The sequence below is a fragment of the Marinimicrobium sp. UBA4209 genome, assembly GCF_002381585.1.
In the GTDB taxonomy this organism is placed as follows: Bacteria; Pseudomonadota; Gammaproteobacteria; order Pseudomonadales; family Cellvibrionaceae; genus Marinimicrobium; species Marinimicrobium koreense.
Genome location: NZ_DFTP01000004.1, coordinates 93,034 through 118,445 on the forward strand (window position 1 = coordinate 93,034; position 25,412 = coordinate 118,445).

The following is a 25,412-nucleotide window of genomic DNA, read 5'->3' on the forward strand; positions in this document are numbered from 1 at the left end:
GTTTCCCCTATTTGCCATACCAGTCTGGGACTATCTTAATGAACCACTACTGGCCATGAGCAGCTTTGTGGTGGGTGAAATGGTACGCATGGCAGGTATGCCCGCTCTCATAAAAGGCAACAGCATATTTATACCCTTTGGCCACATACTGATAGCCGACGGTTGCTCGGGAGTTCGCTATTTTGTCATAGCACTGACTATGGGCTACCTGATCGGATATCTGAACAGATACTCTGAGAAGCAGTTGTTTGCAGTACTTGCGGTCGCGGCGATTCTCGGGTTGGTAACCAACTGGATCCGTATTTTTATCCTGATTGTTATCGGATACGAAACGGAGATGCAAAGTCCTTTGATGGCTGATCATGAATACTTCGGCTGGGTATTGTTCGCGGTTATATGCCTGCCAGCCATCTATTTTGCGCCGGTGGTAAAACGTCAACGGCCACAAAATATCAGCGAGTTTACCAGCGCAAAAGGGTTGTGGGTTCGAACCCTGCTGCCCGTTGTGGCGATTGCTTTGGGGCCGATGGCCAGTATGGCCGTACAACTCGAGCCCGGTGCCAAACCCTGGCGTTCGCCCCTGGAAAACCTGGGCATCATCCAAATGCCGAAAGACATGCCCGCACCACTCCAGGTGCCCTCGGGAGGTTGGTCAGAGACAGCGCTACTTGCCGACGACGGTATCTATATTCAAGTCGACCAGTATCAGCGGGAGAGTACCGCTGAAAAGCTGGTACCGCCCATGGTCAGGCTATTCGATAGTGACAATTGGATCCAGGTGCAGCAACGGGAGGAGCGACTTTCTGGCCAAAAAGCGATATTGAGCATACTGCGTCACAAGTCCAGAAGCAGGCAGGTCGCCCAATTGCAGTGGTTTGACGTAGGGGGCTATATTACTACGTCTATCCCCCAGGCTAAGCTCTGGCAGATTCCCGCCGTTCTGCAGGGCCAAAACCACTTTCAGATTGTAACTTTACAAGCCAACTGTCTCGATCCAGACTGCGCAACGGCGTTAACCAAGCTAAGGCAGACCGCTGAAGGCTTGCAATTAAAGGATAGCGATTAAACGATGCAAGCTTTATTCTGGTTCAGTGCCATTCTGATAGGCTACATCTACCTGGGCTACCCGCTTTTGTTAAGGCTGTTACCCAAGCGGCCCTTGGCGTACGGTGATGAGCCGATGCCGGCTCCCCTGGTAACGGTGCTAATTCCTGCATTCAACGAAGCGGAGGTTATTGAGAGCACTATTCGCAATAAACTGGCGCAGGCCTATCCTGAGGACAGACTTGATATCATTGTTATCTCGGATGAGTCCGAAGATGGCACCGACGAGATAGTTACCCGGCTGGCCGAAGAAGACGCTAGAATCAGCCTGATTCGCCAAACCCCCCGGCAAGGTAAAACCGCAGGGCTAAACAAAGCGGTAGCTCAGGCTAAAGGGGATATAATTATCTTCTCTGATGCCAACAGCCACTACGAACAAAATGCCATAAGCGCACTGGTGAATTGCTTCAGTGATCCAGAGGTGGGCTACGTCACCGGCAAAATGGTTTACGTCAACGAAGAAGGCAATCTGGTTGGTGATGGCTGCAGCGCGTACATGCGGTATGAAAACAACCTTCGGGCACTGGAAACCCAGGTTTCTTCAGTGGTAGGTGTAGATGGCGGCATAGACGCCATCCGTAAAGAACTCTACCAGGAAATGAGTCCCGACCAGCTCCCGGACTTCGTCCAACCCTTGAAGGTCGTCAGCCAGGGTAAGCGCGTCGTCTACTGTGAAGATGCACTCCTGCAGGAGGAGTCCCTGACCGACTCTGGTTCAGAGTTTCGGATGCGCGTCCGGGTGTCGCTTCGGGCCTACTGGGCCATGTGGGACATGAAGCACCTGTTCAACCCTATGAACTACGGGCTGTTCTCGTTACAAATCATCTCCCATAAGCTGTTGCGTTACCTTGCGTTCATACCCCTGGTAAGCGCGCTGCTAGCCAGTCTGGTGCTTGCCGACTATCATTGGTTCTTCGCTTTGGCAGCTTTGGGTCAGTTGGTCTTTTACGTGGCCGCCGGCTATGCACAGGCTGACGGAAAAACGGATAGCCGTTTGCTGGGTTTGGTGCATTACTTCAGCCTGATTAATCTAGCTTCCATGATGGCATTTTTCAAGTTTGTCAAAGGCGAGAAAATTGTAATGTGGAAGCCGCGTGGTGGGTGATACGCATGTACATCCTTACGTCAGTCGAATATCTCAATTACCGAAAGGACCCTGAGTGAAAATCGTTTTTCTGGTGGACTCTCTCCACAGCATCGCCGCCGGTAGCGAGCGGCAAATTTACAAGCTGGTTGAGGGCTTGGTTGCCAGCGGCCATCAGGTGAAGCTCGTGCTCCTACGTCATACTGGGTTCACCAGAGGGAACTTCGACTTCCCTTGTCCTGTGGAGTGCTTAGAGGTAAGCAGTATAGTAAGTGTATCCGCCGCCAAGAAATTACTTGCGCTAAAAAGTAGGCTAAAGAGCGAATCCGTAGATCTGGTTCATGCCTACTTTCCGGACAGTTGCTTGCTGGGACCTTTGTATCTTAAAAGCGACAGATTAAAAGTCTTTACTTCACGACGAGATATGGGCTTGATTTATAAAGGCAAGCCGGCAGCGTTATACCGCCTGCTGCGCCACAGAACCGATGGCGTGATATCCAACTCTAAGGCAGTCGCGGAGCTCGTAAGAGAGAAAGAGCACCTCAGTACTAAAGCGAGCTTTGTCGCCTATAATGGCATTGAACCTTTTGACGTTGAAGTCGAAGGCACGGGAGAGGCCATTTACCAGTCAACTGACTCAATCAAACTGATATTGGTTGCAAATATCAAGCCCGTAAAGCGCAACTTGGACGCCGTAAAAGCCGTCAGACGTTTGCTGGAAAAGGGGCACAGTGTAGAGTTGGCCCTTGTGGGCAAGGCCCAGGATAAGCAATACGTGGAAGAGATCAAAGCCTACATTGCCGAGACAGAGCTGGAGTCCACTATACATTGGCTGGGGCAGGTGCAAGAGCCACGCCGATTATTAAAACAAGCTGATATTGGGCTGCTGGTATCAGAATCTGAAGGCCTTTCGAACACCCTTATGGAGTATATGCAGGTTGGTCTCCCCGTGGTGGCGACCAACGTGGGGGGAAACCCAGAGCTGGTCGAGGGTGGAGTAACCGGAGCACTGGTAGAGAAAGGTCAAGTAGATGAAATTGTGGCAGCAATCAGTCATCTAGCCTCAGACAAAAAACTTCAGAGGGCAATGGGAGAGGCCGGGATGCGTAAGATGACCGATGAGTTCTCGATTACTGCCATGGTCCGCCATCACGAGGCTTTCTACTCTTCTAATAAGCCCGAGAAAAAGGATAGCGCTAATGCAATCGCTGGATAAGGCCATAGGTAGCTTAGCTTACCGTCTTTGGGAAACCAAAGAGGGCGGGCGCCGTTTGAAAGAGCTAAACAGTCTGAAAGAAGCCCAGTACCTCACCGGAGAAAAGCTCAAGCAACTTCAGTCGGACAGGCTCACGGCGCTACTGCGTCACGCTCACAAGACCAGTCCCTGGTATCGGCCCCTTATCGAACAGTCAAAAATAGATCTGACAGAGAATGTCGAGCCGAACGAGCTACGGCATCTACCAATTACCACCAAGGCAGACATTCGCAACAACACCGACCGCTTTATTAGCGAAGAATACGATGTCAAAACACTTAACCGAGCGAAGACAGGCGGATCGACCGGTGTCTCTTTGAATCTGTATTTTGATGAACGCTGTCAACAATGGCGTAACGCCGCACAGATGTATGCAGACAACTTGGCCGGTTGGGAGCCGGGCACTCGGGTAGCCGCCGTCTGGGGGAACCCACCGGTGGCTAAAACATTGAAGCAAAAGCTACGCTCTTATTTACTGGAGCGAACCATCTACCTGGATACGATGGACCTCAATCCTCAGTCCATGGGAGCTTTTGTCAAGCAGTGGAAGTCATTTCAGCCCGAAGTCATCTTCGGCCATGCCCACTCAGTCTACATTTTCGCCAAGTTTCTGGTTGAAAATGAAATTGTCGACCTTCGTCCCAAAGGGGTGGTTGCCACCTCCATGATGTTGCTCGACCACGAAAGAGGCGTTATAGAACAAGCTTTCTCGGCCAAGGTCACCAATCGTTACGGATGCGAAGAAGTTGGCTTGATCGCTGTGGAGTGTGAAAAGCACAAGGGTATGCATATCAACTCCCCACACATCGTACTCGAATGCCTCGACGCCAATGACCAGCCGGTGCAGCCAGGGGAGGCCGGAAAGTTGGTCATAACCGACCTGAACAATTACGCCATGCCATTAATTCGTTACAGAGTCGAAGATGTAGGCGTACTGAGCGCCGATCAATGCGAGTGCGGAAGAACTCTGCCGCTTCTGGATCGCCTGGAAGGCCGTGTCGCCGACTTTCTGAAGAAGCCCGATGGAGGACAGGTTGCTGGAGTCTCCTTAGTGGAAAGAACTTTAACCAAGGTTCCGGGTGTTGAGCAAATGCAGCTGCTCCAGGAAGAGCTGAATGAAATAATTATTAGGCGAGTGAGGGGCAAAGATTTCTCAGAGCAAACAGACATACAACTGATCAATGAGTTCAGGGAAGTGTTTGACGGGTCGGTCAAGCTAAAGATTGAAGATGTGGATACAATACCTCAGGAAGTTTCGGGGAAGTACAGATTTTCAATATGTAAAGTTGATTGAGTTAAGACCCTGTATATGACTATCGCATTGGAATAAAGCCATGTCTTACAAAGACTGCATACATAGAATAATGAATTTCAGTGGATTAATATCTTTGGCTCATTTTGTTAATAGAAAAAAGCCAAAGATACTGATGTTTCATCGAATATCCGATGGACATAACAAGTTGGGAATTGACCAAGAACTATTTGAGGCGCAAATTGGTTATATTGCTAAAAACTTCGATGTTATTAGCATGAAGCAAATGGTTGATGAACTCCGCTCCGGTACGATACATAACAATGCAGTCGCGATAACCTTTGATGATGGTCATGCGGATTTTTACAAACTGGCATGGCCGATGTTGAAGCGCTATAAGTTAAGTGCAACGCTATACATAACTACAGGTTTTATCGATCAAACCTGCTGGCTCTGGCCTGACGCGCTGCGGTATATGGTTGAGAACACAAAAGAAGATAATTGCCGTATAGATGATGGATCCAACAAAAAGGTAGAACTAGCATTCCCGGATTCCGCTTGGAGCCGATTGGCTGACTACGCGCTTTCGTTAGGAGTAGAACAGCGGCAACGATTTCTTGAGAAGCTGTCTGAAAAGCTTAATGTCCCACTACCTGACTATCCGGTCGAACCCTACTTTGGGTGCAGTTGGTCTCAAATAAGAGAAATGGTAGCCGAGGGGCTGGACGTGGGAAGTCATAGTATAACTCACCCTATACTTAGCGCTCTGAGCAAAGCCGATCTCGAAAAAGAGCTTTATGGATCTGGCAAGAAAATTGAGAAAGAGTTAGGTTTTTTTCCGGAGGGCATCTGTTACCCAAATGGTGCTCCACAAGATATTAGTGAGCAAGTAATTGAAAGCGCAAAAATCCTAGGTTATCAGTACGGCCTCATGGCTTATCCATGTGGTGTTAACTCCGATAGACTCATGACGCTGGGTAGATACCCGGCTCCAACTAGTTTTAATCTCTTCCAGCGAATGATCAATGGCATTAGCAGAGTGGACATGCCAAAGGAGATGAATCGTTGAGAATCGTTCATGTCATCGATAGCGGCGGATTCTATGGCGCGGAGTCTATGCTGACACAGCTGACAAAAGAACAGATCGTTTTAGGTCATTCAGTGCTTGTGTTCAGTATCGGTACTATTGGCGAGGTGGAAAAGAAGATTGAGCACGCTCTACATTTGGCGGATGTAGACGTAAAGCGATGGAGAATGTCAGCAATTCCCACACCTACAAACGTAAAGGAAATGTTAGGATTTCTCAATAACCTTGGGTGCGATGTGGTGCATTCTCATGGGTATAAAGGAAATATTCTTCTAGGTGCGTTGCCGAAGCGATGTCGAAATTTCGCATTGATTTCTACGTTACACGGTTATACGAAACATCCTTTGATAAGCAAAATGACGTTGTATCAGTTCGTGGACAAACTGATGCTAGCAAGAATTGATGCGGTAGCTTTGGTTAGTGAAGCTATGACAGCCACGATCAGAATTATCGGAAACAGACACAACGTCCATGTGGTTCCTAACGGAATTGAAGATATCAATTTGGAAGAAAGTGTACCCAATGAGCCTCTAAGCCAAAATGCAGGAAACGATACCCTGACAATTGGTGCGCTTGGTCGGCTCTCCAAAGAGAAGAATTTTTCGCTGCTACTTCGTGCAATGCCAGATGTACTCAAGAGGTTCCCCAAGGCAAAGTTAGTGATTCATGGTGAAGGGCCACAGCGTAGTGAACTAAATGTGCTCATTAAAAAGTTAGGGTTGAGTTCCTGCGTCCGCATTCTTCCGTACACCAGCGATGTCCTAGGGTTTTTGGAGCGTATTGATGTTTATGTTAACTGTTCGACAACCGAAGGTATGCCTATCAGTTTGTTGGAGGCGATGCGCTCGAGAAAGCTAATAGTCGCAACCGATATCCCTGGGAATAGGGCTCTGCTAGGATCTGTAGATCAAATAGGGGGGCTGTGTGCCTTAGATAAGCAAAGCCTTTCAGGCTCTATCTGCAAAGTTTGGTCTGCGAGCGTCGATGTACACGCTGAACAAATGCGCTTATATCGCAGCGAGTTTCTCAAACAGTATACTTCGCGCGTAATGGCGAAGAGATATGACGAGCTATACAAAGGAGCGATGATAAATTTTGAGAATAGAAGCTAGAGCTATATGGATTACTTGGGAAAAACAGATAAGGAATCAAAGCATGGCCCAAGAGCTAGGCGTTCCGCTGTATGAATTTATTTCTGAGAGAACTCGAATGTTCCGATATGTAGAGCTTTCACTCCGAACTCTGGGAGCGTTACGCGAGAATAAGCCTGAAGTACTTTTCGTGCAGAATCCTTCTATCGTTCTATCGTTTATAGCTATCTTGGTTAGGCCCTTTTTCGGGTTCAAGGCGGTTGTCGATTGTCATAATTCAGGTTTGCACCCGCTGGAGAGGCGTTCGCGCGCGCTAAACCTAGTTGCCGATTGGATCGCTGGCTCCGCCGACCTGACGATTGTTACCAATGCTGCATTGGCATCTGAGGTTCATGACAAGGGCGGAAAAGCGTTTGTTATGCCTGATCCATTGCCCAATATTGAAAGTAAGGGCGAAATCTTGAATATTGAAAGTCCTTCTCTTCTATTCATTTGTACGTGGGCCTTAGATGAGCCCTACCGAGAAGTTATGGAAGCCGCCGAAGGTTTGGATGCAACGATTTATATTACGGGAAACTATAGAAAAGCCATCAAAGAAGATGAGGTGAAAAAGATTCCCAATAACGTCGTTCTTTTGGGGTTTGTAGACAGGGAAACATATGATTCATACTTGAATTCTGTGGACCTCGTTGTTGATCTAACTACCAGAGATAACTGCTTGGTCTGTGGTGCCTATGAAGCGGTTTCCGCTGAAAAGCCCATGGTAATTTCGGATACTAAAATAAACCGAGAGGTCTTCAACCAAGGTGCGATATATACTGAAAATGACTCAGTATCTGTTCGTCGATCGGTGCTGCACGCTATCTCGGACCTGGATCAGCTCGCTGAAGGTGTTGCGCAGTTAAAAAAGCAACGGCAGGAAAGCACATGTAATTTAGTCCGTGAATTAAAAATCGAGCTTAACGTTTAGTGATAGAGAATAAGTGTTCAGTAGTTAACGATACATTTCGAGTTGAAAATCATGACAGATAAAGCGAATCAAAATTTGGTTAGCGTGGTTATGGCTGCTTATAACGCCGAAGATTATGTCGGTGCGGCGATAGGGAGCGTACTGAAGCAGTCTTACGCCGATTTGGAACTGATAGTTGTTAATGATGGATCAACCGACAGAACTGCAGAAAAGATTGAAAAGTACTTAGTCGATAGTAGAGTTAGACTAATTACTCAGAACAATGCAGGGCAAACAATAGCCAAGAACCGTGGGATAGAAGAAGCGCAGGGAGCTTATATAGGTTTCTGCGACGCGGACGATCTTTGGCATGAAGAGAAACTTGAAAAGCAGCTGTCGAAAATTAAATCGGATGAGTCACTAGCAGTAGTCTATTCTGATACATTTCTAATTGATGAAAAAGGCAGTTCGGTAGCCTCTAGCGAAGAAGTACCTATTTATGAAGGTAATCTGCTAGAGAAATTACTTTATAGTAATTTTATTCCATTCGGCACAGTTTTGGTTAGAAGCTCTTGCCTGAGCGAGATAGGTGGATTCAACGAGAGATATAGAATGGGGATTGATTGGGATCTGTGGCTAAGAATTTCGACTAGATGGAAGATATCAGGTGTTCCAGAGAAATTATACTATTACCGACAGTGGCAAGGCCAGATGTCGAGGAACTATGACGGGAGGTATTTAGGTGCGCTCGAGATACTGAAAGAATTCCGGCAAAATCATCCAGGTTATGCTCCCAAAAATATATATGTCGGAGCTACATCTGATATATACGCAAATTATGCATATCATGTTTCACTTTATGAGGGCTACCCGTTGAAGCTTTTCGTGCTTATCGCAAAGTCTATTGCTTGGTCGCCTTTCCGGCTGGCAACTCACAAAAGAGTTGCCCGTGCATTACTAAAACGATTTTAATCAAATGAATAGCGATAGTAAATATTTCATAAAGCTCGCATTGTCGAAAAATCCAGTTTTTCGATTTATCATTGGTTTATGTTTGCTAGCCAACGCATATGTAAGTTATAAAATCGGACGGACTTACTCTTTTTGTCGATCACTTGGAAAGTTTGAGAAGCTTTACGAGAGTGCTATCTTAAACGGTTCATTGCCCCTTCTTTATAGATTCCTAGTCGATGTTAGAACAAGGTTTCTGGAAGTATCTCGTGATGATATATCTAACCCTATTCTTGATTCCTTTCTGAGAACAAACAGGGCGCGTAAGATAAGGCAAATGTACAGAAAATTTGGAATTGAAAATGCCGTTCGAATTCGCTATTTAAACGAAGATGACAACGACCGAGAAGGAAATCTCTTGATTCTCAGTACGCCGAAGACTGATGGTACTGGTGCTATCGTAAAAGGCGTGCTGTATCTACAATACAACAACTCTATCGAAGAGTTTGCCGCTCTGTTCGATTTAAGCGAGCTATATCGTGAATATGTTTTAGTAGTTGAGCCTAGTAGTTGGGGATATAGCGACTTGGGGCTGGAGCTTTTACTCTCAGGTCAGAGCAATATATACGTAATGGCTCAGGACAAGATTGATTTTGACCTAATAACGCTACTAGATTCGAGAATTGTTCCAATTCGCGCCGGCGCTGGCGATTGGATAGATTTGGAAATGCTAAGAAATCACTACGAGTCCGAGACAAAAAATTTCGATGTTTGCATGGTTGCTAGCTGGCGTAAACTCAAGAATCATAAAATATTGTTTAGAGAGCTTGCCAAATTAGGGAAGGGGCTTCGCATAGCGTTAGTGGGTTACTGCTGGGAGGGGCGAACAGCAGGATCTATTCGAAAGGAGCAATATAAATACTATCCTGATTCTTTAGTCTCTATATTCGAAGGCGTGCCCCATGAGTACGTGTTCAAAGTTCTCTCTCAATCCCGAGTGGCGTTGATGCTTTCAGAAAGAGAGGGCGCTAATCGAGGTATATACGAGGCTGTGGCATCTAATATACCGGTTGTGATCTTGTCTGACAATCGAGGGGTCAACAAACAGCTTGAGGAGATCGGCTGCATCTTTTCTGCTGACAGAAAGGACTTGAGGAGGTGTGTGGAAAAACTACTTAAAAGTCCACTTACCTATTCAGTTAAAGATCGGCTATTTTCCACCTCAGGAACCCAGAATACGTGGAAGAAAATTGGAGATTCGTTATCTGAGAATGAGAGTATTTCATGGTATGGTGAGCCCATTATCGTTTCTACGCCGAACTTAAAGTATCGAGACGAGCGCAATAAGAGATTAATGGATAGGCACTACAAAGTTCTGGAAGATCTTATTATTGTTAATTAAAAGGCTGTAGTAACTTTTTGATTTATCCATGGTAGTTTTTAGGAAGAAATCGTTTAGCAATAACGCTGGATTCAGGAGAAAATTTAGATAACATCAAGATGGGTGACATATCGAATATAAAGGAATAACAACGGGGTTTTACAATGAAGACTTGGATAGATCTAACCGACCGACTCCCCTTCCATATAGATGTCGAAAGAATGCGTCGGGAATATGATTTACTAAAAGATGAGAAATGGCTGGGTCATTACGATCCAACGCTATCTCGTGAATGGAAAGCCATTTTGTTAGTGTCGTTGCATGGTGAGTCCGTGGATGAAGAATCTCAGCGGGGCGCTGATGACTATACGAAAATGAAGCGTACAAAGATAGTCGAAAAACTTCCGTACTTTGAAGAGATACTAGACGCATTTAAATGCCGCCAAGGTAGAGTCAGGATATTAAAATTGTCGCCCGGAGCCGGGATAAATATGCACCGGGACATTAGGCACGAGGCGGCTAACATTGCAGTCGGTCGGGTTCGTCTACATATTCCTATTCATACCAACGATAGGGTCACGTTCTTTGTCGGTGGTGAGAAGATAAAAATGTTGCCTGGACGTCTGTATTATGTGAATTTTAGTAAATTACACTATGTGCGTAATGAGGGGGAAACAGACCGCTTGCACCTAGTTTTAGATTTAGAGGTAAATGACTGGTTACGTGACATCTTTCCGTCCATGTCGGTTTTAGAGCGAATAGAGTCAACTATGTATAAATACATTTTGCCAATACAGTGGGATTTGATAAAAGTTCACGGTAAACTTCGAGGCATAGCGTGGAACCTATACAAAGATTCGTTCATACGACAGTTAAGGCATAAATATTTTCCCAAGTAGGGAGGGAATTCTCCTTTAAAAAAGGTAGTGGTTATCGCTTTAATTGTGGTCGGTTAAGTATTAATTATTGACTCGATTCTTACTTTAGGCCTTGGGTAGCGTTTCGGTATAGCCTGTAACAGCAAGCTTTGCGAGAGCTATTGTAAAGCCAGCAGCGAACCACCAATAGACTTCATAAAGGTCCATCCCAAACATACCAAGAGCGAGTCTACACAACACGTAAAGGTTAACGATATAACAAACTTCTGCCAAGAAATGATTTTTCTTCCTGATGTGAATAGCTCTTGAGAGGCGATTAGTTTTAAATAGCATTGCAATAAATATTACAAATGCAAGAAGACCAAAGGGTCCTAAATTAGTAAGAATTTCTAGGTATAAATTGTGAGTGTCTTGAGTTCTCGAAAACTCAATCTCCCTTATATGCGGAAAGGCTTGAACACCTACTCCCAAAGGGTACTTCTTCGCTATCTCCCAAGCGTCTTCTAAAATTTCTATTCTTTTATTTACGGAGCTTCCTCTTTCTTCTTCGGATTGAAACATCGTGTTAAAGCGGTTTTTATAATCCTGAGGAATTATCATAAAAATAACAGGGATTAACACTGCTAAGGCCAATATATTCTTGAGCTTGAACAGCCCTAAGCGCATAACGACAGCCGTCGCTAAAATTAATGTAGCGACATAACCAGTTCTAGACCCGGTGTATAAAACTATGGCAAGTAAGCCTATTATACATCCAATGAAGACATACTTTAGAACCTTGGTTTGAAAGCGATATAAAAATAAGAAGAATGGAAGAGCACTCACAGCCAGTCCTGAAAGGCTGTTTGGATGGCGATATAGTAATGTAACGCCGTGAAGTCGAGGAATACCCTGGTTTTCCCAAATCATTCCGCCTGTGACGATCCCGTGGACGCCCTCTTGAATGATTTTCCCCATAGCTAAAAAAAAGCCTAGTAGTATAATTGCTACATCGTATTTATTCTTAACCAATGTTCCAATGAACAGAGTGAACATAGAGAATTTTAGTATTCGATCCACGAATACAGCGCTACTGGCCTCGGGATTATACGAAAAAATGGTATAGACTATGAAAAATATATAAAGAAAGTATATAGATCTAACAAAACCGTGATGGAAAAAATCTTGGCATTTTTTTTGGTTTGCCCAAGCTATAAGAGATAATGCCACTAACGCCGAACCTACGATAAACTCAATTCTTATAGTGCCTAAAATGTTAATTCTGTTTCCAATCTGCAAAAACCAAATGAATGTATAGAAACTGAGTATCCATACAGGAAATTGGGTGTGTTTTAGTAAATTAAGTGCAGATGCAATCATTTTAGGCTCTGATGCTAAAAAAACGAGTACAAGCCCTTCTGGCTGGGGCAAAAGCGCAGGCTATTTGTGACATCGTATACCCAGATACATTGATTGTGTTGATATTTCTTCCGTAAAAAGGGCTTTTAACTTTCGCTCTCAAGTTAGAGTAACAAATTTTATGTTAACCTGATCACAATCTTAGCAAATCGCCTTACGCTTAATTGAGACGGAGTTCACGCCCCTCGAGTCGACCAGTCGCGCTGGTGGCGCGGAAAACCTCATTTTTAGGGATTCTATAGTAGCCAAATAGAAAATTGAGAATTAATGTAATTATTGATTATATATGAATTGAAGCTAATGCTGTTAGAGTGACGACCTACGCATCAAAATGTTCAATCCTAAACGGTAATTTTTTATATGAATACTCGCACACCCCTCATATTACTATTGCTTATGCCATTCGTTGCTCACAGCGCTGAGCTGATGTATAGGCAGGGTTTCGAAACTCCGATAGAAGACAATCCAGAAATTCAGTGGGAGACCCATGGTTATGAGTTAACTCAGGCTATAGTGGATTATATGCCTCATGAAGGCGAGAAAAGTGTTAGAGGTAACTTCAATCCTGAAGTGATTGATCCTGTTACCAATATGAAAGGCGAGCCCTTTGTTCAACTAAAGCTTAACTTCAAAGATATTCCAGCCTTGGATGGTTGGTATGAGACTACGGACAAAATATACGTAAGTTGGTGGTTCAAACATGACGCCTGTTTTTGGAAGGGGCCAGATTTTGAGAACGATGACCCATTAAGAACTACCGGAAAATTCGCTTTCTTGCGTATGAATGAAGATCCTTCCTCTTCATACTATTTTACTATGAATGGAGGTAAAGACGGAGTTGGGGCTTTGTCGGCCAATAAATGGAATGATTTATGGCAAGAATGGTATGGTCGGCCATCGCTTTGGCTCCGGAATAATCAGTCATGGGGGTCTGACGGGCTGTGGCATAAAATAAGTTTCTTCATAGGAAAAAATGAAGAGGGCCACAAGTACCTTATGTGGTGGATTGACGATAAATTGATGCAATCGGATAGATTTGAAGCTGATGGTAAGCACAGAATTTTCGACGGTTTTACACTAGATAGCATACAGTTTTGGCATTCGTTCTGGAAGAATACTTCTGAATCAATTGAAGCGGAGGGGGCAGGGGTGTGTAATGGCTGGCAAATTGACGATATTCAAATTTGGGATGATATTCCTGCTAGACCTCTGCCACCACGAGCAAGCTAAAAATTTAAGCCTTTCAGCATTATTCGTGAATCAAGTGGATACCAACTACGTTGGCATCCACATTAAAGCTGTGAAAGAAATCTCGGAATAATAGATAAAGTAGCCCACCTCTCTTGTAAATTTTTTTAAAAGTTGTGTCGTTTATTGTCACCGATAGTGAATGTTATCGTCGAATCAATAGCGCCAATTGTAAATTTTATGTAATTATTACAAAACCTGCATCAATTGTAATCTTATTTAGATACATGTTTATTCAACCTAAATTTAGAGTCCCTAGAGTTAGATTTAAGTCTTGCAAGAATAGCTTTAGATGCCAAAGTCAAAGGGTAAGCAGCCAGCATAGATGCGGAGACTACGAACAGTATTTTTGCTAATGCTAGCATGGGTTGAGAATATACTCCCTTCCAGCCGAACGCGATCTCAGTGAAAATAATGAAGAACGAGTGACTTAAATATATACCATACGAGTGTTTTCCACAGTATTTTAATAGCAGGTCGACAGGTTTAAAGTTGTTGTAAAACCACTCAAACAAGGGCGCCAGCGATAGAACTACGAGGATCCCGAAAATCCCTAGCAAGAAATAAAAGGTGTCTGGAGCATAGGCGTGATCTCCCAGCACATAGCTGCGATTTGTTAGTGGGAACGTGATTATAGCAACTAACACAATGGCACAAGCTATTGCGAAAATGAGTAGTTTGTTCTGACGCCAATTAGCTGTTGAAATAAAGGCACCGAGAAAGAAGTATGCACCGTAGACTATTTCTTGAAATATATTGTGTCCCAGCCAGAAGAAATTCGAATGGATAGGATAAATTGTTTGCACAGAGCTTAGAATCAAACCAGGAAGTACACCAAGTAATAAGAGGTAGGTTGAAACCCGGGACGCTATGAATATGATTGGGCATACAAGCGTGCAGAACAAAAGAACACGTAGGTACCATATCTGTCCTAGGGGGAATGGCATCTCTTCGTGACTGGGGGCCAACACTAGTGCTCTCATTAAGTGATTGAAATTAAGATGTTGGAGGTCACTATGGTATGCAGCTGCTATTAATACGGAAACTAAGTATAGTACGTAAAATGGAATCAGAACGCTTAAGCTACGATTAACCAAAAAGGTTGAGGTTTTAGGCTCCTTGCAGTAGAGATGATAGAAAATATATCCGGAGCAAAAAAATAAAACGGACAAAAAGATACCGATATACGAAGTGTACGGTACAAATAGCCATCCTAGTCCTAGATGTCCTAGAACCACCCGTAAGATAGAGGCGCCTCTCAGGCGATCGATAAAAATACTGTCTTGCTTCGATATTGAAAAATTTTGTGTCATAAGTAATATCAAACTCCTTGATTTTATTGCACCGTTAAAAGATTGAGTTTTGATGGGCTATTAAATTATCCAAAGTAGGTCTTCACAAATAATATCTAATAAAGCTAGCTAATTAATTGTATTTCGAGCCTGAAAAAATATTCTCTGGACTAATGTCAGCACTAGTTACTTTTTGGGGCTAATCATTGCCCCTCAAGCGCTTTCCTTAATCTTGAATATAAGTGAACGATTCCTTTTTGATAAAAAACGATGTATGCCCACTATTTTATTGCTCAACTTGTGGAGTTTTCCTCGTTTGGAGGATAGTTTAGATAGTATTTTTCGAACCTCATGAAAGTCGCTTGCTTCTTCTGATACGATGGGGCTTAGATTATCCTTGAACAGCCAATGTGAGCAGTTCATCTCTGTTACATTCCATTCATGTTTTGCAGCACAGATACCAATTGTCTCACCCTCTCCCCAGCCATATCCCTTAAGCTGTAGTTTGCGGGCGATACGATCCCAGTCATATAGGAATTGTGATGTTCGCTTGCTAAATGTGAAAAACATACAAACCTCAGATAAAAATTGTGTGTTCCCTAAGTCTACTCCAAGCGATTTGGCCACCTGTTCTTGAAGTGTTAAGCGTCTTTCGCAACTATTGAAACGTTGGACACCCCTTTCCTCTTCGTACGTCTTCTCTTTTTCAAAACGAGGGAGAAAACTAATGACATTCCATGCTCTAATGGTGTCGAAACTTTTGCTTAAGCTCTGAATAGGCGGTGCCCGAAATAGTCTGCAGTCTGCGTCTAAGTAGCAGCATGATTGAAATCTTAGAAGAGCTTGTGCAATCACATAACGTTTGTCGTGATAACATCCGAATATTGAGTCTGATTTAAAAGGAATAGCCAAAATATTACTGTAACCAGAGAATGTTGTGTGGTCGTCTGTAAGAACAACGAGGGGAGTATTTGGGGCCTTGTTTTTTATGTCGTTTGCAAGGAAAAGCGCCGCAAGTCTATACTCGAGTCCTATTGCCAGGGTACAAAAGCAGAAGTCACTATTAGCCATAATCTCTATCTCACTAAATCCTATAAAGGGTATTAGAATAGCAATCGCCTTATAATTGCTCTGATTGAACTTAGGATATTCTTGAACGTTCTCAACTCTAGGTTATACGGAATGGCTTTTAATGCCATTTTAAAGGAAGCATATTCTTTTCTCGATTCACGTAAGGCGAATGAAAGTGATACGTAATCACTCCCAATCTGTCTCCTTGCTATTCGGTTTAGTGTAGGCATACCTTTGCAGTAGGTTGAAACAATTTTTAACGCCTCAATCTTGCTGTCTGCTCGTCTAATAAAACCTTGGTTGCTAATGCTGTTTGGTTGAATTCTATAGCTATGCAGTATTTCGTTCAGAAAAATGAAATTATGATGACGCGCGAAGTGAATCCAGAATAGTCGGTCATCAGAATTTCGAAGTCGTTCATTAAATCGATCTTCGGGCCCAAGTGCAGACCGACGAATCACGACGCTTGATGTTCCAATGAAGTTAGCCCTAATAAGGCTAGGGAAAATTTCGGCGTTTTCAATCAAAGAAACATTTGATCGACTGTTAATTAGGCTCCAAAAGCTATCATAGCCATCTTTCAGAAAGTTTCCTTTAAGAACTTCGCCCTTTTCGTCAATTGACCTAAAGTTCGTAAACAGCAGGTCGCCTGAGGGAACAGAATTAAGAGCCGATATGGAAAGTTCAATTTTCTCTCGGTGCATCAAGTCATCTGAATCAAACATAAATATATACTCGCCATTGCTGGCGGCAATACCGACATTTCTGGGTTTTGAAGGACCCCCGCTGTTAGATTGTTCGATTAGCTGTATTCTCGAATCATCTATCGATCTGACGACGTTGGATGTTCTGTCTGTAGAGCCGTCGTTCACTACAACTATCTCAAAGTCCTGAAAGCTTTGTGAGAGAATAGAGTTAATACTTTCTTCTATATAATTTTCGGCATTGTAAGCAGGTATTATAACGGTAGCTTTAGGCATCTTTAGGGATTCCGGATTTTCTGAAAAAGCGTATGTTATTTGATAGGGTTTGGCGGATCCATTGAAGCTCTTCGTTGTTAAATAGGGTTCCACCAACAATTAATTGAATAACTGCAATTATTGGGGCAAAAATTGTCAACAGTGCTAATGAGGGGGTGGCGGTTGAGAAATAGAATTGTTCAGAGACCCAAAGTAGCGAAAGTGTGAGTATGGTAAACATTGAAATTCTGATTGCCAAATGTAAAAGTGGTAGCTCCATTTGTCGAGCAGTAAGGAGGGGAATGATAATTATTCGACCAATTAGATAAGGAAAAGATATTGCAATAGCGGCACCTGCAATGGAGTAATTCGGAATTAGAAGCCAGCATAAAATCAAACTTAGCACCGTTTCTCCCAGGGAAACCCAAGCGCTTAAGTTATGTTTATTGATAGTCATCAGCAAGCTGTGTAAAGGAGAACTGAAGTAAACAGTAAATCTACCTAATGCTAGAATAATTAAACAAATATAGGCTTGTCGACTGTCAAAACTTTCGCCCATCCACAGGAGAATAAAGTCTTCTCCGAGAAGTATGAAACCTGACAAAAAAACAGAACCAAGAAGAATGTCAATTTTCAGGAACGCGACAACGGATCGCCTTAGTTGTTTTACTTCATCCTTAGCGTAATGCTCAGTGAATATAGGACCAGTTATTCCTGTGGCTTGAGAAAGAAAAGTTAATGCGTATTCGGTAAGTCGGACGGAAACATAGTAAATTGTAACAGCGGTGCTTGAATGAAAAAAAGCGATAAACCAAATGTCCATTTTTCCTTTGATCATGGTGTTTATATCAAACAAGAACACCCACTTGCTGAAGTTGAAAACTTCTTTAAATGTGGACATGTCAATTAGCGATTTGCTAAATCGTATCTCCTTAAAAAGGCTAGTCGTGAACCAAATAAAGATTGATGTACTGACCAGTCCTGTGGCTAATGTTATCAATGCCATGGCGACTAAGCCATATCCGTTCGACAAAAATAAGAAGATTAGTAGTGCGTCTATCACGCTCTTGCATAATCTTACTATAGCTAGAAAATCGTATCGCATATAAGCGCTGACGATGCCTGGGAACGCCTTTGAAGGGAATTCCAGTGCAAATGCTAAGCCTGTTAAAATTAGTATGGTTTGAGCTAACGAAAGATTCTCCGAGCCATCCATAAGAGATTCGGCGCCGTAGCGTGCAGCAGCCATGGAAGCAAATAATACAACTATACCGAGTGCGGAATATATAACTAAGGCCGTGTTGATGATGCGATTCGCGCCGTCGGGGTTATTTTGATGGATAAATTTGGTCACGTATCGTGTTACAGCTTGCGAGAATCCCAGGTCTAGAAGGTAATACGTTCCAACTACGCTTCCAATTACAATCCACAGCCCATATAAGTCCTCGCCCAAAGTCCTAATCAGGAAGGGCATCATTAGAAAGCCAATGATGATTGTTCCTATTGTCTGAAACACTCGGAAACTTGAGCTTCTCGCTATCAGCTTAAATTTTGAGGTCACGTTTTTCTACCTTTCTTTTTTGATAGGAAGGCCAACGAGTTTGAGGACTTGATGTAGTCCTGTGCGCTTCTAATCAATTTCCAGTACCCTCTGGTCGCTATAATGCTATTTAACGGAGTTGTATTAGTACTAATGCTGGCCTTATAATCTGTTTTTTTCCCGGAACCAGCGAGTAAGTCGTAGCGTAAGTTTTCTCTTAGGGATTCTTCAATAGCATACCCAAGATGGATTGAGCCTAACGATATTTTTCTGAGGTAATCTTGAGCATAGCCAGTCTGGAAATTGTAGCGCCTCTTGTCCCATATGACGTCAAATAATGTAGAGACTGGTTCTCCATTGACGTTTATAACCTCGAAAATCGTTTCTCCGCCTTGGCTATCGAGCCGTTCTGAAAAATTTTCTAGAAACTTCATCGAGTTGTATGAGTAGCACGGACGACCCCATCGTTGAATATGAAAGTGGTTCAATAGAGAAAAGAAAGTGTTGATATCCTTCAGTGCATACCTAAAACGTTCTATTCTCCCTTGTTCATGCAGTCTTGATCTTCTATTGAAAAATGATAACCTCGTACTAGTGCTTAGATATGTCAGGTACTTTTCGAAATCCAAGTTATCGATGGAATAGCTGTTTTCGGATTTCGAAGTATATCTCCCCCATTGCTGAGACTCGGAAAGTGTTGCGATTTCCCGCTCACTATCCGATAGCTTCTCGATGTCAGGAAGGTAGAGTTGGTCCCATGAGAGCTTATTAAGCTCGGCTGCTAAAGCGCCAACACCGCCCGCTATCTGTACTAGGTGTGATACATCATTATACTCTGATCGAGGGGTGCTCAAAGGTCCACATCCGATGCCGACAAGACAAAGTGTCCTTGAGGGTATAGTTCTTTTGAAATGATGCTTAGTCCTATACAGCATTTCCAAAGCGTGATTGCGTCCGCCTAGATCAATCAGATCCGTCGCTATGTACTTTCCCCAAGTGTCTAGCCAAGCCTGTGCCCAAGCATTAGTGCGGAATACCGAAGAGGGGGATTGGCATTCTATAGCTGTCATTATTTGTTAATAGTTACATTATCGGGAGATCTAAATGTTTTTCTGTCAAAATGTTTGCAATAACACCTTTCCAGGTCATGAATCCATAACGCACAGGACTGTAAGTCGGGGGCTTTTGATTTTTTCATGGGATGTCGCTTTCGATGATTGGGGGTTCATAAAGTTTATTTCTTACCCTGTAAGTACCTTTAGAGCATTTCTCTTCAAAGCCGGATTCTTTATTCGGTGAATAAGATGGTTTTCTACGAGCGATACATGAGCCCACGTAATAAGGCCCGATGAAACGAAAACCAACGGAAACTTTAAATAGAAAGGTAGGGAAACCGTCATCACGAAGATTATATGCCACAGGTAAAACCAGATACTGTTTCTAGAAATAAAGGAAACTAACTCTTTCATCTTGGTGCGATCTGCGATCCATGTGAAAATTGGAGCCAGCAGCCAGAGCATGGTAGAGACTCCCACTGCGTATGAAAGGTAGTAGGCTGTTGGGGGGTATTTGTCCGTCTGAGTTTGTATGAAGTCCCCAGTGTTTATATATAAATATCCTGCATGAATTGAGAAATAAATAAACAATAGTATTGCTATGCTGATGAGCGATAAAACAGATAATGCTTGTATTCGTACGCCAAGTGCGAAGATGACAGCGTAAGGAACCATATAAAAAATAATCTCATTTCTGAAGAAATCTAGAGCAGAGGTTCCTGTAGTCCCTGTCAGATATACAGCTAGTTCGTATAGTACGTATAGCGTTAATAAAGAAGTCAAGTAAGCGAAATTTGACTTAATTTTTGTATTAATAAAAATAATAGTCGGGGCGACTAGCGCAACCAATATAAAAACCCTAATGATCCATACGTAACCTATGCCTGACATCAGGAAATAGCTGGACGCTATTGTGCCCATGTCAGGGAGTGGTCTAGGGAAGTCTAGTAGAGCGCATGCTGAGAACAGAGCAGTCAAGAATATCCAAACAGGGAATATTAGACGTTTCACTCGCTTCCAGATATATTCGAGATAAGCTTCCCTCCGGTGAAAAGCAGCGTACGTTATCCCAGAGATTAAGACCATGAGCGGAACATCGAAGTTTCGCGCTTGAAAGAGGTACCAAGGAGGACCACAATGAGCTAGAACGATCATTGTCAGTCCGACAAATCGAAGAAGGTCAATGCAATCATTTCGCTGGGGTGCGCAGCCGCCTATTTTTTCCATGGTAGTTGTTGAGCCTATTTTCGGGCTACTGTCACACTGTATTGAGCTTCAAGTGATTTGACAGTTCTAGCTAATTTGTAGGTGATGTTGTAACCTGACTCCCCAACGGAATGTCATGCTTCTTGATCAAGTCATAAAACGTCGGTCGGGTAATGCCGAGCAGCTTGGCCGCCGCCGATATATTGTTGTCGGTCATGGCGACCGCTCGGAGGATGGCGTGGCGTTCTGCTTCCTGGCGCACCTGGCGCAGGTTCAGTGAAAGATCTTCGCCGTCGGTCACCAGGCCCAGGTCATCGCGGGTGATGTGTTTGCCGTCGGCCATGATCACGGAGCGCTTGATTTTGTTTTCCATTTCCCGGATGTTTCCGGGCCAGCCGTAACACTCAATCGACTGAATGGCGTCAGGGGTGAAGCCTTTGATTTTCTGGTCGTGCTCTTTGGCGAACTTGAGCATAAAGTGGCGTGCCAACAGGACTTTGTCGCCTTGTCTGGCTCTGAGCGGGGGAATCTCTACGGTCATTTCGCAGATGCGGTAGTAGAGGTCTTCCCGGAAGGTGCCCTCTTTCACCATTTCCTGCAGGTTTTTGTTGGTCGCGCAAATCACCCTTACATCCACCGGAATTTCTTCGCGTCCGCCGACGCGCTCGATCACGCGCTCCTGCAGGAAGCGTAATAGCTTGGACTGCAGGTTGAGGGGCATGTCGCCGATCTCGTCCAGAAACAGCGTGCCTTCGTGGGCGGTTTCCACTTTGCCCAGGCTCTGTTTGCCGGCGCCGGTGAAGGCGCCTTTTTCGTGGCCGAACAGTTCGCTCTCTATCAGGTTTTCCGGCACGGCGGCGCAGTTTATGGCGATAAAGCGATTATTGCGCCGGGGGCTCAGCTGATGAATGGAGCGGGCCATGATTTCCTTGCCGGTGCCGCTTTCACCCAGCAGGGTGCAGGTGACGTTGGTGGGGGAAACCTTTTCCAGCATGCGGCAGATTTTGAGCATCTGGGGGTCATTGGTGACCAGGCCTTCCAGTGGGGTCTGGTGAAGGCGGGCGAGGCGGCGGTTTTCCTCTTCCAGCTCAAAGATGTTGAAGGCGCGCTGGACGATCAGGTCCAGCGTCTGCGGGTCCACCGGCTTTTCGTAGTAGTCGTAGGCGCCCATCGCCACTGCGCGGATGGCGTTGTCGTGATCGGTTTTCCCGGTCATGACGATAATCTTGGTGGTGGGGGACATGCGCAGAATGTCCTGAATGCACTTGAAGCCTTCGTCCACACCGTCCTGGTCGGGAGGCAGGCCGAGGTCCTGAATGACCACGGGTGACTCGTGCAACCGGAGGGCGGCGATGGCATCCTGCCGGTTCTCGGCAAATACCGTTTCGTAATCCTCGAAATGCCAACGCAGCTGGCTCTGAAGACCTCGGTCGTCCTCGATAATCAGCAGGGTGTGCTTGTTGTTCTTACTCATAATGCCTTAGCCTTTTTGCGGAGGTGTGTTCACTCCGTGGGGCCGCTCCCGGCGGTGGGCACCGAACCGGCCATGTTCGTTTTACTCTTGCGTGACCGGTAAGGTGACAGTCACGGTGGTTCCCTCGCCGACGGCGCTGATCACATTCAGTGTGCCGCTCAATTCATTAATATACTCGCGGGACAGGTAGACGCCAATCCCCATACCCTTGCCGGACTTGGTGGTTTCGAACGGCTTGAACAGGCGGTTGTGAATGAAATCCCAGTCCATACCACTACCGGTATCCTCAATGGCTATCACCGCTTCGTAATCATCGCACCGGAGGGTGACGTGAACCCGGCCGTCGTCCGGTGTCGCTTCAAGGGCGTTTTTGATGAAGTGGGTAAAGGTCATGACCAAGCGCACTTCGTCCGCCTCAATGTACCTTATATCGTCGCTGATTTCAGCCGTCAGCATGGGTTTTTGTCGCCAACATTCGGCGACGGCTTTTTTTACAATGTCGTTAATCGACAGGCGGGTGACCAGGTCTTTACCGTCGGTACGCAGCTTTTTGAGTAGGTTGTTCATCCGATCGACGGAGTTGCTGATGGTATGAATGGCGTCGTCGATGAACTCGGGTTTGTCCTTGTGTTTTTCCGCGTTTCGTACCACCAGTGCCTGCTGGGCAATCAGGTTGTTCAGGTCGTGAATGATGAAAGCCACGAGCTTGTTATAGGTGTCAAACTGGCGTCCCTCGGCGAGCTGTTCGGCCTGCTGGTGCCGTTTGAGGTAACTGGCCAGCTGGCGTCCCATGGTTTTCAGCAGGTCCAGGTCTTCCCAGGTCAGGGAGGCGTCCGCCACAGGCTTGGTCAAGGCCATAAAACCGATGAGTTCGTCACCGACAATAAAGGGGAACAGCAGCCACAGATCGGGAATGTTGTGCACCCAGGGTGGCAGGTATTCGTTGTATTGACTCAGGGCAAGGTTGTCGCCACTTTCGGGAAAGAAAACCCACTCGGATTGTAAAAAAGTCTGACAGAAAGGGCTGTCCACCGGCTCTTCCTGAAGGTCAATGTAGCTGGGCAGGCCACTTTGGTAGACCGGTTCATAAAAGCCCTGCTTGCGAATCCAGATGGCGCCGCCCGGGGTTTTGGTCACCGAGGCCACCGCAAAGAAAGCCCGTTCATTGGCTTCGCTGGTTTCCGCCGGCTGAGCCAGATAGTTGATCAGGCGCAACCATTCACTGCGGTAATCGTATTTGTGCCGGAACAGGTGTTTGTTGATCAACACCGACAACCGGGACCGGATGGTGGTGGAGATGAATATGGTGCTGATCAGCAACACCGCACCGATTAACACCAGGCTGTAGATGACGGTACCCCAGTTGCCGCCATACAGGCGTACGTAGTAGCCGCCCAGGGCGAGGATGGTGATCAGTACACCCACGGCAATCAGGGAGGTGGTGTAGAAGGCGATAGGCCGTGAAAGCGTAAAGTTGGCGGGGCGGTCGTTGCGCTGGAGCAGCAGCAGGCCGCCGAGGGCCATAAACAGACAGGTGGCAATGGAAACGGCGGCCCGGGATTGCCACAGCAGCGGATCAATCTGCTGGAAAATCAGAGCGTGGGTGAACAGATAGATGTCGTACAGAAACAGCGCGGCCAGGTTCATGCACAACAGTTTGATCTGCCGGTCATTGCCGGCGGCATAGCGGAATAGCTGCTCGACACTCACCAGCCCGATCACCGCCAGGGACAGGGTCAGCCATGCCTCCAATGAAAAGATCATTTCCAGCTGGGTGACGGACGCGATCAGGGCGAACAGGGTCACCGGCCAGCCGATCAGAAACAGAATTTTGAGGCTTCGGGGCAGGGCGCTGTTAGAGGCGCTGGCTTTCAGGGTCAGGTAGACCGAGAGCGTCCAGATGTTGTAGTGCAGACACTCGAAGAAAAACGTCCAGTGGGTGGCCGGCCAGGGTTGATTGATGCCGGCGACGATGACCAGCAGGTTCAGGGTGTGTACTGCCGCCGCGGGGGCGAATATGGCTGTCTTCTGTTCTTTGAAGAACTGATAGATGTACGTCAACGTCAGCAGCGCGGCGACGACGGCAGCGCTCAGGTACGCCATAAAGGTAACGTTGTCGTATTCCATCAGAATCAGATTCCTGCCTTCTTTATTCCTTGAGCATATCACAGTGCCTGTCTGGCACAGCAGGTGCCATTCTAAAGCGGAAAGCGGTGCCAGTTCCAGTTTGGTGCAAAGTTGGTGCGCACCGGGGCGGTGCATGCGCCATGTTGGTGCGAAGTGGCTGGTTGGCGCGCGACTCCCAATCGTAATTATTCCCTAAGTCTTTGAATAATAAGTTTTTTATCTTGTTGGCCTGCTCTATGCACTGTCCGGGGTCAGGCCGGCAATATCAGCTGTTTTTTTCAACTCACAATCCATAAAGACGGGGAAAGTGCAATGGAAGAAAATATTTTTCATTTGCAGTATGCGATCGACACGTTTTACTTTCTAGTATGTGGGGCACTGGTCATGTGGATGGCCGCGGGCTTCTCGATGCTGGAGGCGGGTCTGGTCCGTGCTAAAAACACCACAGAGATTCTGACCAAAAACGTCTCTCTGTTCGCCATCTCATGCATCATGTATCTGGTGTGTGGTTACGCCATTATGTACGACGGGGGAATTTTCCTCTCCGGTATCCAGAACGTGGATGTCGCCTCTACCCTGGGTGAGTTCTCCGAACGTGGTGACTTCACCGGTGGTTCCATCTATTCCGGCGCTTCTGACTTCTTCTTCCAGGTCGTGTTCGTGGCTACCGCCATGTCCATCGTCTCGGGTGCAGTTGCTGAGCGCATGAAGCTGTGGGCCTTCCTGGCTTTCGCCGTTGTCATGACCGGTTTCATCTACCCGATGGAAGGTTCCTGGACCTGGAACGGTGCCGACGTCTTTGGCATGTATAACCTGGGCGACCTGGGTTTCTCTGACTTCGCCGGTTCCGGTATTGTCCACATGGCCGGTGCGGCTGCGGCTCTGGCCGGTGTAATCCTGCTGGGCGCCCGTAAAGGCAAGTACGGCCCCAACGGTGAAGTGCGCGCCATTCCCGGTGCCAACCTGCCGCTGGCTACCCTGGGTATGTTCATCCTGTGGATGGGCTGGTT

20 protein-coding genes and 1 pseudogene are annotated in these 25,412 nt (G+C 45.6%); 12 read left to right on the forward strand and 9 right to left on the reverse strand.

Features of this window, described 5'->3' with window-relative positions; all coding sequences use genetic code 11:
• The 10 genes from B3187_RS00825 to B3187_RS00870 all read left to right on the forward strand — a co-directional run.
• A partial coding sequence (locus B3187_RS00825; RefSeq protein WP_286804218.1) for an archaeosortase/exosortase family protein occupies window positions 1-1,066 on the forward strand: 1,066 nt, incomplete at its 5' end.
• A gap of 3 nt (window positions 1,067-1,069) precedes the next feature.
• The gene (locus B3187_RS00830) at window positions 1,070-2,209 is read left to right on the forward strand and encodes a glycosyltransferase family 2 protein (RefSeq protein WP_286804219.1); all 1,140 of its coding nucleotides are present in this window, start codon (window positions 1,070-1,072) and stop codon (window positions 2,207-2,209) included.
• A 55-nt stretch (window positions 2,210-2,264) separates the two neighbouring features.
• Window positions 2,265-3,404: a glycosyltransferase gene (locus B3187_RS00835; RefSeq protein WP_286804220.1), complete on the forward strand. Its 1,140-nt coding sequence runs from the start codon at window positions 2,265-2,267 to the stop codon at window positions 3,402-3,404.
• Window positions 3,388-4,737, forward strand: coding sequence for a phenylacetate--CoA ligase family protein (locus B3187_RS00840; protein WP_286804221.1), 1,350 nt, complete (start codon window positions 3,388-3,390; stop codon window positions 4,735-4,737). The genes B3187_RS00835 and B3187_RS00840 overlap by 17 nt, the downstream gene beginning before the upstream one ends.
• A 40-nt stretch (window positions 4,738-4,777) precedes the next feature.
• Window positions 4,778-5,764: a polysaccharide deacetylase family protein gene (locus B3187_RS00845; protein WP_286804222.1), complete on the forward strand. Its 987-nt coding sequence runs from the start codon at window positions 4,778-4,780 to the stop codon at window positions 5,762-5,764.
• Between the two features lie 47 nt (window positions 5,765-5,811).
• Window positions 5,812-6,894 carry a glycosyltransferase gene (locus tag B3187_RS00850; protein WP_286804223.1) on the forward strand — a complete coding sequence of 361 codons (1,083 nt, stop codon included), beginning with the start codon at window positions 5,812-5,814 and terminating at the stop codon, window positions 6,892-6,894.
• Between the two features lie 43 nt (window positions 6,895-6,937).
• Window positions 6,938-7,843 carry a glycosyltransferase gene (locus tag B3187_RS00855; RefSeq protein WP_286804224.1) on the forward strand — a complete coding sequence of 302 codons (906 nt, stop codon included), beginning with the start codon at window positions 6,938-6,940 and terminating at the stop codon, window positions 7,841-7,843.
• 51 nt (window positions 7,844-7,894) lie between these two features.
• The gene (locus B3187_RS00860; RefSeq protein ID WP_286804225.1) at window positions 7,895-8,794 is read left to right on the forward strand and encodes a glycosyltransferase family 2 protein; all 900 of its coding nucleotides are present in this window, start codon (window positions 7,895-7,897) and stop codon (window positions 8,792-8,794) included.
• A gap of 4 nt (window positions 8,795-8,798) precedes the next feature.
• A complete protein-coding gene (locus B3187_RS00865) occupies window positions 8,799-10,175 on the forward strand; it encodes a glycosyltransferase (RefSeq protein WP_286804226.1) in 1,377 nt (458 codons plus the stop codon).
• Window positions 10,176-10,318: 143 nt separating this feature from the next.
• The gene (locus B3187_RS00870) at window positions 10,319-11,053 is read left to right on the forward strand and encodes an aspartyl/asparaginyl beta-hydroxylase domain-containing protein (RefSeq protein ID WP_286804227.1); all 735 of its coding nucleotides are present in this window, start codon (window positions 10,319-10,321) and stop codon (window positions 11,051-11,053) included.
• A gap of 84 nt (window positions 11,054-11,137) precedes the next feature.
• On the opposite strand, the gene B3187_RS00875 is transcribed toward B3187_RS00870, so the two are convergent.
• Window positions 11,138-12,391: an O-antigen ligase family protein gene (locus B3187_RS00875; RefSeq protein ID WP_286804228.1), complete on the reverse strand. Its 1,254-nt coding sequence runs from the start codon at window positions 12,389-12,391 to the stop codon at window positions 11,138-11,140.
• Window positions 12,392-12,790: 399 nt separating this feature from the next.
• Between B3187_RS00875 and B3187_RS00880 the strand changes: the two genes are divergently transcribed.
• Window positions 12,791-13,660: a hypothetical protein gene (locus B3187_RS00880; protein ID WP_286804229.1), complete on the forward strand. Its 870-nt coding sequence runs from the start codon at window positions 12,791-12,793 to the stop codon at window positions 13,658-13,660.
• Window positions 13,661-13,893: 233 nt separating this feature from the next.
• On the opposite strand, the gene B3187_RS17480 is transcribed toward B3187_RS00880, so the two are convergent.
• The 8 genes from B3187_RS17480 to prsK all read right to left on the reverse strand — a co-directional run bounded on the left by B3187_RS17480 (window position 13,894) and on the right by prsK (window position 24,402).
• On the reverse strand, window positions 13,894-14,991 hold the full coding sequence (locus B3187_RS17480; protein ID WP_353743458.1) for an acyltransferase family protein: 1,098 nt from the start codon (window positions 14,989-14,991) through the stop codon (window positions 13,894-13,896).
• Between the two features lie 192 nt (window positions 14,992-15,183).
• Complete coding sequence (locus B3187_RS00885) at window positions 15,184-16,041, reverse strand: hypothetical protein (RefSeq protein ID WP_286804230.1); 858 nt, start codon at window positions 16,039-16,041, stop codon at window positions 15,184-15,186.
• A 32-nt stretch (window positions 16,042-16,073) separates the two neighbouring features.
• Window positions 16,074-17,021: a glycosyltransferase family 2 protein gene (locus B3187_RS00890; protein WP_286804231.1), complete on the reverse strand. Its 948-nt coding sequence runs from the start codon at window positions 17,019-17,021 to the stop codon at window positions 16,074-16,076.
• Window positions 17,014-18,561, reverse strand: a complete 1,548-nt coding sequence (locus B3187_RS00895) for an oligosaccharide flippase family protein (protein ID WP_286804232.1) — start codon at window positions 18,559-18,561, stop codon at window positions 17,014-17,016. The genes B3187_RS00890 and B3187_RS00895 overlap by 8 nt, the downstream gene beginning before the upstream one ends.
• Window positions 18,558-19,394, reverse strand: coding sequence for a GNAT family N-acetyltransferase (locus B3187_RS00900; protein WP_286804233.1), 837 nt, complete (start codon window positions 19,392-19,394; stop codon window positions 18,558-18,560). Before B3187_RS00900 ends, B3187_RS00895 begins: the two co-directional genes overlap by 4 nt.
• 387 nt (window positions 19,395-19,781) lie before the next feature.
• Complete coding sequence (locus B3187_RS17485; RefSeq protein ID WP_353743457.1) at window positions 19,782-20,822, reverse strand: acyltransferase family protein; 1,041 nt, start codon at window positions 20,820-20,822, stop codon at window positions 19,782-19,784.
• A gap of 70 nt (window positions 20,823-20,892) precedes the next feature.
• Complete coding sequence (gene prsR / locus B3187_RS00905) at window positions 20,893-22,275, reverse strand: PEP-CTERM-box response regulator transcription factor (RefSeq protein ID WP_286804234.1); 1,383 nt, start codon at window positions 22,273-22,275, stop codon at window positions 20,893-20,895.
• 81 nt (window positions 22,276-22,356) lie between these two features.
• The gene (gene prsK / locus B3187_RS00910; protein WP_286804235.1) at window positions 22,357-24,402 is read right to left on the reverse strand and encodes an XrtA/PEP-CTERM system histidine kinase PrsK; all 2,046 of its coding nucleotides are present in this window, start codon (window positions 24,400-24,402) and stop codon (window positions 22,357-22,359) included.
• A 312-nt stretch (window positions 24,403-24,714) separates the two neighbouring features.
• Between prsK and B3187_RS00915 the strand changes: the two are divergent.
• A pseudogene (locus tag B3187_RS00915) lies at window positions 24,715-25,412 on the forward strand (ammonium transporter); the annotation flags it as partial.